Origin of the sequence: Acinetobacter sp. NPDC052428, assembly GCF_044547685.1 — a bacterium.
Classification (GTDB): domain Bacteria; phylum Pseudomonadota; class Gammaproteobacteria; order Pseudomonadales; family Moraxellaceae; genus Acinetobacter; species Acinetobacter lwoffii_G.
The window spans coordinates 1-11,527 of sequence record NZ_JBIUAT010000052.1 but is presented as its reverse complement, the minus strand read 5'-3'; the positions used below and the strand labels follow the sequence as shown (position 1 = coordinate 11,527).

Genomic DNA, 11,527 nt, shown 5'->3' with positions numbered 1-11,527 from the left:
AGTGTAGCTATGAGGGGGCAGTTGCATTAGCTTGTATATTTATTTGGCTACCTTTATCGGGTAAATTCTATACTTGAAATGTCAACAGACCCTAACAAAAGACAACAAGATATTATTAAGGATTACCTCTTATGTAACGATTGTGAGCTTCTTTTTTCAAGTTGGGAAAAACAATTTTCTGAAAAAATGTTCATACCGTTTTTAGACCAAAAAATTTATGTTACCGAATATAAAGATTGGTTAGCAAAATTCTGTGCATCCCTTTCATGGAGAACATTAATCTACATAAAAAATAAGAATTCTAATTTTGAAGACGAAAGCGAGTATTTTATAGATCAAATTAATCTCGCTGAACTTAACTTAAGAAATTTCCTTTTAGGTAAACAAGATAATTTGCATCAATACGAACAGCATATCTTTCCCTTATCCGAAATTAATACTCCTCCCAAATCATTAAACTTACCAAGCAATATAAACAGATATTTTCTTCGAAGTATTGGTATAGATGTCTTACAAGGAGATAATGATATATATCTATTTACTAAACTCCCTACTTTTCTAATTTTAGGAATTGTGAGTTCTAATCTCTCATCAAAAATGAGAGCAAGTCGCGTTTCATTAAAACATGGGGTTTCTAGACCATCAAATCTAGTAATGCCTGAATATTTGCTCGGGTACATGAGAAATAAAGCATTAGAAATACAAGAAAAAAGAAACACTATGTCTGATGAGCAAGAAGAGAAAGTAGAAAAAGCTGCTTTAGATAATCTCGATAAAACTGCCGATTCAAAATCTTTTGAAGCAATGATGCATGACTATAATATTTTTGGTGATGAAATATTTAAATAATCCCTCCTAACCTCCCTTTAAAAAGGGAGGAACATCACGAATCCCAAACCATCATAAAATTCGCGTGAAGTCCCTCTTTATTAAAGAGGGATTTAGGGAGATTCTTGTCGAATAAATTGATAAATCACTTCCACTACATCATCAATCTGCCCCATCACCTGCCCATTATCAAATCTCAAAACACGTAGACTCAAATGTGCCAAAGCTTCATCTCGGACTCGATCCGCTTCTAAGCCTTCATTTGTAAAGTGCTGACTGCCATCGCACTCAATCACCAAATTCATAGCAGGACAGTAAAAATCCACGATGTAATTCAAAATCGGCTTTTGCCTATAAAACTGCAAACCTAAAATTTGCTTGTTCCGCAGCCGTGACCATAACAGCTTTTCAGCATCGGTCATGTTATTGCGTAAATCCCGCGAAGCTTGTTTTAAATTTTTATTATAGGGTTTCATTATTATTCTCTTTTTTTTAATCCCTCCTTGCGAAGCATTGCTTCTCACCCTTTAAACAGGGAGGAAGTGTCACAAAATTTATTTAATCACATGACAAGTCCCCCCTTTTCAAAGGAAGGAGTTACTCGAATTCTATTGCCTCATAAAAACGAAGAAAAGTCCCCCTTTGTAAAAGGGGGATTTAGGGGGGATTAGAATCGCCCCTTTTCTAACCCATCAATCTAAAATCGCTCGTTTTTACATTTTTAAGTCAGCAAATTTCAAACATTTCCATAATAATAAGACTTTAGATCTCTCCCAGAATACGTGAAGGCCCTCCTCCATGAAAAAACTCCTCAACAACCCTGAAAACCTGGTTGTCGAAATGTGCAAAGGCTTTGTCCTTGCCCATCCTGAATTACAATTTACCGAATCGCATAAAATCATTTCACGTAAAGAAAAACACAATAACGTCTCACTAATCAGTGGCGGTGGCAGTGGTCACGAACCTGCACATGCAGGCTTTGTCGGTACTGGCATGTTAGACGCTGCCGTATGTGGTGACGTATTCGCATCGCCATCTCAAATTCAGGTCTATAAAGCACTGCAACATGTCGCAACAGACAAAGGCGTGCTCATGATCATCAAGAACTATTCTGGCGATATGATGAATTTCCAGAATGGTGCTGCATTGGCTGCGGAAGATGGCATCAAGGTCGACTACGTCAAAGTGGCGGATGATATCGCAGTAAAAGACAGCCTCTATACTGTCGGTCGTCGTGGTGTTGCTGGTACCATCTTCGTGCACAAAATTGCAGGAGCAGCAGCCTCAAAAGGTTTAGAGCTTGCGGAAGTCAAAGCTGTGGCACAAAAAGCGGCAGATAACGTGATTAGCCTTGGTTTTGCCTATAGCTCATGTACCGTTCCTGCGAAAGGTACACCGACCTTTACCCTAGCCGATGATGAAATGGAATACGGCGTCGGTATCCACGGTGAACCGGGCATTCGTCGTGAAAAAATTCTGCCATCGAAAGAAATGGCACAACGTATGGTCGATGACTTATTCCTTGACCGTCCTGACATGCAAGAAGTTGCAGTTCTGGTCAACGGCTTTGGTTCAACACCAATGCAAGAACTGTATGTGTTTAACAATGATGTATGCGAACATTTGGCGCGTAAAGGTATCAAGATTTACCGCACATTCGTTGGCAACTACATGACTAGTATCGACATGAATGGTGCATCGGTTTCATTGCTTGCTGTGGATGATGAACTGAAAATCTATCTGGATGCAGAAGCCAATACCCCTGCCTTTAAGCTTGACGGCTCGCCTGCTCTACCATTTGAATTTGCAGCACAAGATGCAGCAGTAAAACAAACCGCCAATACCGAAGTTGAAACCCAAGCTGAACATGCTGAAATTCAGAATGAGCAATTCACGATAGAAAATATGCGTTATGTGGTCGATGTGATGGCAGCCTGTATTATCAAAAATGAAGTGCCATTCTGCGAGCTGGATGCCCATGCAGGCGATGGTGATTTTGGTATGAGTGTTGCCAAAGGTTTTAAACAGCTGAAACGCGAATGGCAAAGCCTGATTCAAGCGCAGCACATGGATGAATTCCTGCTGAATAGTTCCATGATTATTATGGAACACTGTGGCGGTGCGTCCGGTCCAATTTGGGGTTCAGCATTCCGTGCGGCCAGTAAAACCATTCAAGGGAAACAAACCCTAAGCGTGGCAGATTTTGCCGAGATGCTTCAAGCAGCAGTCAAAGGCATTCAAGTGACAGGTGAGCGTTCATTTGGTCGTGGCGCTGTAGTGGGCGACAAAACCCTGATTGATGCTTTGTTTCCTTGTGCAGATTCATGGTCTGCCAATACAGACAAACCTTTTAAAGAGAACTTTATACTTGGTGCAGAGGCTGCGGTAAAAGGTGCAGAATCGACCAAAGAGATCGTGGCGCGTATGGGCCGCGCCGGTACGGTGGGTGATCGTAGCTTAGGCTATCCGGATGCTGGTGCACATGGCTTAGGCGTGATCTTTACGGACATTGCCGAGCATATTAAATAAGCTTTGCAAGATTTAAAAAAAAGCCCCGACACTGTTCGGGGCTTTTTTCAAATTTCATTTCCTCTACTGAGCAAGTTTAAAAACACCAGTAATGAAAGGCATTGCTCATCCCCATGAACATGGTCTAACTAAACTTCTCCAAATAACGCTCTAACTCTTCTGTCACTACTATCCGCTTATTGCCTTTCACTTGCTCTTCACTCAATACGCCTTCTGAGTCAATGACCACCACTTTGTGTCCATTCGCTTGTAAACGTTTGACGCCTTCAAATAACATGCGTCCACCTACATCATGAATCAAAGTTAAATTAGTCAGGTCTATGACTATACGTGTTTTAGCGTCTGGCTCATCCTGCAAAATCCGCAGCAACATTTCCGATTCGGTAAATTGCAATACACCGCGCAGCTCATACACGACAATGTCATTGTTCTTACCTGCTGTATAACGACTTTGCAAAATGGTCTGTGCCGATGGCGTCCCTTCCATCAGATGCAAGCCCATGTCACGTGACAAACGCTCGAAGATATCCACGCCACGTACACTATGCCCATGCTCATCAATTTTAGGAGAAAAAACCACAATTCCCACCTGCCCCGGCAATACTCCGATAATTCCGCCAGATACACCACTTTTGGCAGGAATGCCGACCGTAGTCAGCCAGTCACCCGCCGCATCATACATGCCACAGGTCATCATCACACTGAGCACTTGGCGCACCACATCACGCTCTAGCAGCTGTTTGCCAGTTTTGGCCTGAACACCACCATTGGCGAGCACACTACAGATATTTGCCAGATCTTTGACCGTCACCTTAATCGCACATTGCTTGATATATCCATTGACGATTTCCACAGGATCCGAATCCAGCACACCTACAGTACGCAGCATATAGCCAATCGATAGGTTCCGGAATGCAGTTTTGACTTCAGACTTATACACCTGCTTGTCGAATTCCAGTTGACGGCCTGCTAGTTCACTTAAAAAACGGCGCAAGCATTCCGCACGTGAAATGCCTTTTTGTACCGGAATTAAAGAATGCGTGGTAATCGCACCCGAGTTAATCATTGGATTTTTAGGAAGATTGGTTTCTTTATCCAGTGAAATCTGATTAAAAGCCTCTCCTGAAGGTTCAACGCCGACCTTTTCCAGCACAGCGCTGATCCCCAGATGCTGCAATGCCAAGGCATAGGCAAAAGGTTTGGACATCGACTGCATGGTAAATTCGATTTCATCATCTCCCGTGGAATAAATCGTGCCATCCACCGTGGTCAGCGCCAAGGCGAACTTGTTTGGATCTACCGCTGCCAGTTCAGGGATATAGTCAGCCAAAGCGCCCTGATCATTATCCTGACAAACCGTTAATACATGCTGGAGATAATCGGGCACCGGGGTTTTCATTCAGATAGATCCTTTATATTTTTATCCTGTTTCCACCTTAAATTTTCAAGATAAAACTACAAGTCCAAATTGGTAGCATTTTATAAATACGTCCATCGATTTGGACTAAAACAAATGCCTTTTCAGCTCAATAATCATCAGGCATGAGGGGCATTTTGATATTATTTTTTTGAGTTTTTATAAAATATCGAGCGGTTCAACAGGTCATTTCGATCAGTTTGATTGTCAATTTTATTTATATTTTTCATCGCAATAAATGATATTATTCACACACCTGCTCACATTATAATCTAACATGCTGATCCCGGATTTGAATTTTTACAGTCTACTCGTGCCCAGCATCATGTCGAGCCTGGGGATCATCACGCTGAGTATTTCCTATTATAAAGGCTTACCTAATTATTTAAGATCTTATGCTTATGCACTGATTCTGATTGGCGTGACGATATTACTCAATACCGTTTTATCGGCATCAGTTTTGGTGGAAATATCCAGTTTAATTGCTGCTGTTTACTTCTTGTCCTGTACCTTTCACAGCAAAGCCATTTATGAGCGTTTAAAAATCGACTATGTATGGCCAAACTATATTTACCTGATTGCCTTGGGTGCGTTTGGCATTTACTACTTTACCCAAGTGACTGCTGACCAGACTGCCCGTTTGCTGATTATTGGTAGCATTACTGCGGCAATTTATTTGCACCGACCAATTGCCTTTATTCGGACGAGCACACGCTTACGTATTGACAGTTACCTGAAAATTTTTACCTTTGCGACCGTGTTTATCATCATTGGACGTGCCTTGCTGTTCTCTGTTTTACTTGAGGATCAGGGATTTGTCGCCCATTACGAACCGGCATGGGCATTTACGCAGCTGCTCCTGCTCCTGATTGATCTGATCTTTTTAGGTTTATTCATTGGTTGTGCAATTTTGGATCTGGTGCGAAAGTTGCAACGGGAGCGCCATCACGACCCGCTGACCGGATTATTAAACCGTCGTGGCTTTGAAGCCTATATTCAAAAAATAGATCCCAATCCGGCCTTACAGCATGCAGTTTTGATGGCTGATTTAGATCATTTTAAGGCTATTAATGATCGTTATGGACATCAGGTCGGTGATCTGGTTTTACAACATATCAGTCAGATATTTAAAGCCAATATTCGGGGCAAAGACCAGGTTTCACGGATTGGCGGTGAAGAATTTCTGCTCGTCTTGCATGATATTCAAAAGGATGCCGCCTTTAAAATTGCTGAACGGATCCGGTTGCAGCTTGAAGAAACCCCATTACATCATGAACAGCAGCTTATTTACCTGACTATCAGTATCGGGGTCAGCTTCTTCAACGATCCTACTCAAATTAAAGAAGCCATGTTAGCGGCCGATCATGCCATGTATCAGGCCAAACAGATGGGCCGTAATCAGGTTCATTTCGCGCAAGAGAAAATTGCCTGAATTTGATCAGGCTTTAAATTATTTGACCTTGGTTTTGCGAATCATTTTGTACAGTACCTTGGGTGAAATACGAGAAACCAGCACACCGAGTTTTTCTTTCTTGCCGCCAATCACAATATATTCTTCGCCACACTGCAAGGCTTGTACGCTTTGACGGGCAAAATCCTCTGCCGACAGACCATTTTCAATCGCTTCATCCTGCTTGGCTTGCGGTTTGCCTTCCCCGTTTAAGGCATTAAACGACACATTGGTTTGAACAAAGCCCGGAAAAACCACAGAAACCTGAACACCCTGATCAGCCACTTCTGCACGTAAACTGTTGGCCCACATATGAATCGCTGCTTTGGCTGCGGAATAGGAAGCGCGATACTGGGTACCGAGCAAACCTGCCACACTGGAAATAAAGACAATACGACCTGATTTTTGTGCCAGAAAGGTTGGCAATACCATTTTGGTGAGAAACACCTGCGAGAAATAATCCACTTCCATAATGGCACGTTCAGTCTGCATGGTGGTGTCCTGAATCAGGGCGCGCTGACTTAGACCTGCATTATTAATCAGCCAGTCGATCCGGCCTTTTTGTTGCAAGACCTGTTCATAGGCATGACGGACCTGACTTTCATCCGTGATATCGGCAATGACTGAAATATGCTGATCTGGATTGGTGAGACTTTGGCGAACATTTTCCAGTTCTTCATGCCGGCGTGCAGTCAGTACCACCTGTGCCCCAAGTGCAGCACATTGCTGGGCAATCGCCTTGCCAATCCCTGAAGATGCGCCGGTAATCCAGACCACTTTTCCATTTAAGTCTTCAACTTTCGCCATGAAATCCTCTTTCCCTTGTTTTAATGAATATGGTGCTGCATTTCATCTTCCAGAAATGCCAGCAAATGCTCAAAATAATAACTCATCGTATCGGCATCATAGATGCTACCGAGCTTGTCAAAACGTTTATAGCCTAACTGGGTGGTTAAATGAATCACCCCATTCAAGGTTTTATCGACCACCACATTAAATTTCAACATTTTTTTCGGTTCACGGATCAGATGTGTCACCCCTTGATCGACCACCTGAGTAAAGGCTTTTAAAGCGGGTGATACATATTGATGATTACCATTTTTCATATGGTCAATACAGCCGAGCAACTCCATCACCAGCAATTTTTCCACCGGATATCGAACAAAAGCATCACCTTGATGCTCATAGGTCATGCGATGCAAATAGTTCACCATAGGCATCAGACGCTCATTGCCAAACAACGAAACCGACCACGGCATATATTTACGGGTGTTATGCATAATCTGCTGAATCACTTTTTCGGACTCGCTGTCCGGTGAATTGGCCAACTGCACCACCTGACCAAAAATCTGGTCAATAATTTCACAGGCCATATCGGCCAGATTTTCACCTAAGGGTCTGGCCAGACTGTCTCGCTCGCCGGCATTTAATCGGGAATGCAGGTCTTTAAAGCGCTGATGGGTTTCGGGCTGAAGCTTCAGGGAAATGTTATAGCTCATCTTATTATCCTTTTTGATATGCTGCGATGAGTCGCGTTTTTTTATCAATCTATCATACGATGAGTTGCTATACATGCCAATTGGCTAAAGTTTGCATTTGGTTAAGCTGCCGCATGCACTATTTTTTTTGCTACAATAGATCCAATTTTTCATTCACTTTTGATCTGTTTAGACTATGACTGACTCAGCGCAAAATATCGCGACAACCTACGATCCGACCGAGATCGAGAAAAAATGGTACCAAACTTGGGAAGAGCGTGGTTACTTTAAGCCGTCTGAAAAAGGCGAATCTTTCTGTATCATGATTCCGCCACCAAACGTCACTGGTAGCCTGCACATGGGTCATGGTTTCAACAATGCCATCATGGATGCCTTGACGCGTTTCAACCGTATGTCTGGTAAAAATACGCTTTGGCAACCGGGTACTGACCACGCAGGTATTGCAACGCAAATGGTGGTTGAGCGTCAGCTGGGTGCACAAGGGATTAGCCGTCATGACCTGGGTCGTGAAAAGTTCATCGAAAAAGTCTGGGAATGGAAAGAACAGTCTGGCGGTAACATTACCCGTCAAATCCGTCGCTTAGGTTCTTCGGTTGACTGGTCACGTGAACGCTTCACGATGGATGATGGTTTATCAAACGCAGTAAAAGAAGTGTTTGTAAAACTTCACGAAGAAGGCCTGATCTACCGCGGCAAACGTCTGGTGAACTGGGATCCAAAACTGCAAACTGCCCTTTCTGACCTGGAAGTTGAGTCTGATAAAGAAGAAGCAGGTTCACTCTGGCACTTCAAATATTTCTTTGAAGATAAGTCACTCCGCACCCACGATGGTAAAGATCACATCGTGGTTGCAACGACGCGCCCTGAAACATTATTGGGTGATACTGCGGTTGCGGTTGCACTGGATGATGAACGTTATGCTGATCTAGTAGGTAAAAATATAATCTTACCAATCACAGGTCGTGCAGTTCCTATCGTTAAAGACGAATATGTCGACAAAGAATTCGGTACAGGCTGTGTAAAAATCACCCCTGCGCATGACTTCAATGACTATGAAGTGGGTAAACGTTGCGAATTGCCAATCATCAACATTTTCAACAAAAATGCTGAAGTTCTTGCTGAATTTGAATACATCGCAAAAGCGGGCGAACAGATTTCTAAAACCATTCCTGCGCCTGCAGATTACATTGGTTTAGAACGTTTTGAGGCACGTAAGAAGATCGTTGAACAGGCTGAAGCTGAAGGCTGGTTAGACCAGATTCAACCTTATACATTAAAACCACCTCGCGGTGACCGTTCAGGCGTGATCGTTGAGCCATTACTGACTGACCAATGGTATGTAAAAATTGCGCCACTTGCGAAACCTGCGATTGAAGCAGTTCAAGACGGCCGTATCAATTTCGTTCCTGAGCAGTACAGCAACATGTACATGGCTTGGATGAACAATATCCAAGACTGGTGTATCTCACGTCAATTGTGGTGGGGTCACCGCATTCCGGCCTGGTACGATGCCCAAGGCAACGTTTATGTAGGTCGTAACGAGGAAGAAGTTCGGGCGAAAAACAACATCCCTGCCGATGTTGAGTTGAACCAGGATGAAGATGTACTGGACACATGGTTCTCTTCAGGTCTTTGGACATTCTCAACTTTAGGTTGGACTGGCGACGAAGCGAAAGACAAAGCCAACTACTTCTTAAATACCTTCCACCCGACTGATGTGCTTGTCACTGGTTTTGACATCATCTTCTTCTGGGTGGCACGTATGATCATGCTGACCATGCACTTCATGAAGAATGAAGATGGTACGCCACAAGTGCCATTTAAAACTGTGTACGTTCACGGTTTGGTACGTGATGGCGAAGGTCAGAAGATGTCTAAATCTAAGGGTAACGTACTTGATCCATTAGACTTGATTGATGGTGTGGATCTTGAAACCTTAGTACAAAAACGTACAACAGGTTTGATGAACCCGAAACAAGCAGCGAAGATTGAAAAATCAACCCGTAAAGAATTCCCTGAAGGTATTCAATCTTACGGTACAGACGCGGTTCGTTTCACCTTCTGTGCGCTTGCCAACACTGGTCGTGACATCAAGTTCGACATGAAACGTGTTGAAGGTTACCGTAATTTTGCCAACAAAATCTGGAACGCAACCCGTTTCGTGATGATGAATGTTGAAGGTCAAACGGTTGGTCAAACTGCACGTCCTGATCTTTGGGAATTACCTGAACAGTGGATCGTGAGCCGTCTACAAAAAGCGACTGCTGCGGTACAAACTGCGTTTGCAACGTATCGTTTAGACTTGGCTGCACAAGCAATTTACGAGTTCATCTGGAATGAATACTGTGACTGGTATGTAGAGCTGACTAAACCAGTTCTGAATGATGAAAACGTATCTGAAGAGCGTAAAGCTGAAGTTCGTCGTGTTCTTCTTTCGGTAATGGAAGCGTCTTTACGTCTTGCGCATCCGTTGATGCCGTACTTAACTGAAGAAATCTGGCAAACGCTTGCACCTAAACTTGGCATTACTGGCGAAACCATCATGCTTGCGCAGTACCCTGTTGCTGATGAAGCGTTGATGAACGACCAAGCTGAAGCAGATATGCAATGGCTTCAAGGTTTGATTGGTGCGGTACGTAACATCCGTGGTGAAATGGGTCTAGGTAATGCGCGTTTATTACCAGTTCTTCTGCAAAACACCACCGAAGCTGAAAAAGCACAGATCACTCGTATTGAAGCATTGTTTAAAGCATTGGCGAAAGTAGAAAGCATCACCTTCTTGGCTGATGGCGAGCAACCACCATTGTCTTCTTCTTCTGTAGTGGGTCACGTATCTGTTTACGTTCCAATGAAGGGCTTGATTGACCCGAAAGCGGAATTGGGTCGTCTGCAAAAAGACTTAGACAAGGTTCAAAAACAGCATGATCAAATTGCCAATAAACTTTCGAATGAAGGTTTTGTGGCAAAAGCACCTGCGGCTGTGGTTGAAGGCGAGAAAGTAAAACTTGCTGAGTTTGCTGACCAGTTAGCGAAGATTAAAGCGAATATGGAGCAGATTGCAGCGCTTTAATGTGTTGTTAGTTTGATCTAATTTGTAGTATAAAGGGCTGATTATTCAGTCCTTTATACATTTATATGCCATACATACAAACTTATAATTTTCATAAAAAGACTCTGAACTTCTGTAATGCCAGCAGACTAAAACCCTTTCAAAATGTTTTTACTATTATTACTGGTAATAATGCAACTGGTAAAAGTCGATTACTGAATTCAATTATTAGTACAACTCTAGATTCACCAGCCTATAACTTCAATAAAATTATTGCAATATCAAATACTTTAAACAATAAATTCCCTGATTTTTTTAATCCTAAATACATTAAACTAACAAATATCGAACACTCAGATTTACATAAGATAAAAAAAACACCTATTGAGACTGATGTTGATTATTTCAAATCAGAGCTTTATAGAATTTTTATCAATTATGGTTTACCAGTCAATTTATCTCGACCATATACTCTTAATTTAGAAAAAATATTACCTTTTGTTGCCATTAAATCGATTGAGCAACCATCAATTCTGAAAAAAATAAAAATATTATTCGATTTCCTAAATATTAAAGGAAACGTAAAACTCACATTTGAGATTAAAAATAGAAACAAGCTATTAAAAATATTAGAAGAGGTTTTACTTACTGTTTCAACAAGGCTTTGTTGCACAAAGATTTGAAATGCAAAGCGCCCCTAATTGAGCTAAATTTAAGGCGTAACTCGGGTAAGTGGTCGACCTAATTCCGTAAAT

General features: G+C 42.4%; 9 protein-coding genes. 5 read left to right on the top strand and 4 right to left on the bottom strand.

The features are described from left to right. Positions 1 to 78: 78 nt before the first annotated feature. Positions 79 to 849 carry a hypothetical protein gene (locus tag ACIG3F_RS15570; RefSeq protein WP_396470481.1) on the top strand — a complete coding sequence of 257 codons (771 nt, stop codon included), beginning with the start codon at positions 79 to 81 and terminating at the stop codon, positions 847 to 849. 92 nt (positions 850 to 941) lie between these two features. On the opposite strand, the gene ACIG3F_RS15565 is transcribed toward ACIG3F_RS15570, so the two are convergent. After that, on the bottom strand, positions 942 to 1,304 hold the full coding sequence (locus tag ACIG3F_RS15565; protein WP_004730319.1) for an endonuclease domain-containing protein: 363 nt from the start codon (positions 1,302 to 1,304) through the stop codon (positions 942 to 944). Positions 1,305 to 1,626: 322 nt separating this feature from the next. On the opposite strand from ACIG3F_RS15565, the gene dhaK reads away from it, so the two are divergent. Then, positions 1,627 to 3,357, top strand: coding sequence for a dihydroxyacetone kinase subunit DhaK (gene dhaK / locus ACIG3F_RS15560; RefSeq protein WP_396470479.1), 1,731 nt, complete (start codon positions 1,627 to 1,629; stop codon positions 3,355 to 3,357). Positions 3,358 to 3,481: 124 nt separating this feature from the next. Here dhaK and ACIG3F_RS15555 read toward each other — a convergent pair whose 3' ends face one another. Further along, positions 3,482 to 4,756: a glutaminase gene (locus ACIG3F_RS15555; RefSeq protein WP_396470477.1), complete on the bottom strand. Its 1,275-nt coding sequence runs from the start codon at positions 4,754 to 4,756 to the stop codon at positions 3,482 to 3,484. A gap of 343 nt (positions 4,757 to 5,099) precedes the next feature. On the opposite strand from ACIG3F_RS15555, the gene ACIG3F_RS15550 reads away from it, so the two are divergent. Beyond that, on the top strand, positions 5,100 to 6,206 hold the full coding sequence (locus tag ACIG3F_RS15550) for a GGDEF domain-containing protein (RefSeq protein WP_396470475.1): 1,107 nt from the start codon (positions 5,100 to 5,102) through the stop codon (positions 6,204 to 6,206). Positions 6,207 to 6,224: 18 nt separating this feature from the next. On the opposite strand, the gene ACIG3F_RS15545 is transcribed toward ACIG3F_RS15550, so the two are convergent. Continuing rightward, a complete protein-coding gene (locus ACIG3F_RS15545; RefSeq protein WP_396470473.1) occupies positions 6,225 to 7,031 on the bottom strand; it encodes an SDR family oxidoreductase in 807 nt (268 codons plus the stop codon). Between the two features lie 20 nt (positions 7,032 to 7,051). Next, the gene (locus ACIG3F_RS15540; RefSeq protein ID WP_396470471.1) at positions 7,052 to 7,723 is read right to left on the bottom strand and encodes a hypothetical protein; all 672 of its coding nucleotides are present in this window, start codon (positions 7,721 to 7,723) and stop codon (positions 7,052 to 7,054) included. Positions 7,724 to 7,898: 175 nt separating this feature from the next. Here ACIG3F_RS15540 and ACIG3F_RS15535 point away from each other — a divergent pair, with 175 nt between their 5' ends. Together ACIG3F_RS15535 and ACIG3F_RS15530 are read left to right on the top strand one after the other, a co-directional pair. Next, positions 7,899 to 10,793: a valine--tRNA ligase gene (locus tag ACIG3F_RS15535; RefSeq protein WP_396470469.1), complete on the top strand. Its 2,895-nt coding sequence runs from the start codon at positions 7,899 to 7,901 to the stop codon at positions 10,791 to 10,793. A 65-nt stretch (positions 10,794 to 10,858) separates the two neighbouring features. Next, positions 10,859 to 11,455 carry a hypothetical protein gene (locus tag ACIG3F_RS15530; protein WP_396470467.1) on the top strand — a complete coding sequence of 199 codons (597 nt, stop codon included), beginning with the start codon at positions 10,859 to 10,861 and terminating at the stop codon, positions 11,453 to 11,455. Positions 11,456 to 11,527 lie beyond the last annotated feature (72 nt).

Excerpts from the sequence above, each read along its gene's own strand:
- ACIG3F_RS15570 (WP_396470481.1), top strand. The coding sequence starts at position 79 with ATGTCAACAGACCCTAACAAAAGACAACAAGATATTATTAAGGATTAC.
- ACIG3F_RS15565 (WP_004730319.1), bottom strand. The coding sequence starts at position 1,304 with ATGAAACCCTATAATAAAAATTTAAAACAAGCTTCGCGGGATTTACGC.
- dhaK (WP_396470479.1), top strand. The coding sequence starts at position 1,627 with ATGAAAAAACTCCTCAACAACCCTGAAAACCTGGTTGTCGAAATGTGC.
- ACIG3F_RS15555 (WP_396470477.1), bottom strand. The coding sequence starts at position 4,756 with ATGAAAACCCCGGTGCCCGATTATCTCCAGCATGTATTAACGGTTTGT.
- ACIG3F_RS15550 (WP_396470475.1), top strand. The coding sequence starts at position 5,100 with ATGTCGAGCCTGGGGATCATCACGCTGAGTATTTCCTATTATAAAGGC.
- ACIG3F_RS15545 (WP_396470473.1), bottom strand. The coding sequence starts at position 7,031 with ATGGCGAAAGTTGAAGACTTAAATGGAAAAGTGGTCTGGATTACCGGC.
- ACIG3F_RS15540 (WP_396470471.1), bottom strand. The coding sequence starts at position 7,723 with ATGAGCTATAACATTTCCCTGAAGCTTCAGCCCGAAACCCATCAGCGC.
- ACIG3F_RS15535 (WP_396470469.1), top strand. The coding sequence starts at position 7,899 with ATGACTGACTCAGCGCAAAATATCGCGACAACCTACGATCCGACCGAG.
- ACIG3F_RS15530 (WP_396470467.1), top strand. The coding sequence starts at position 10,859 with ATGCCATACATACAAACTTATAATTTTCATAAAAAGACTCTGAACTTC.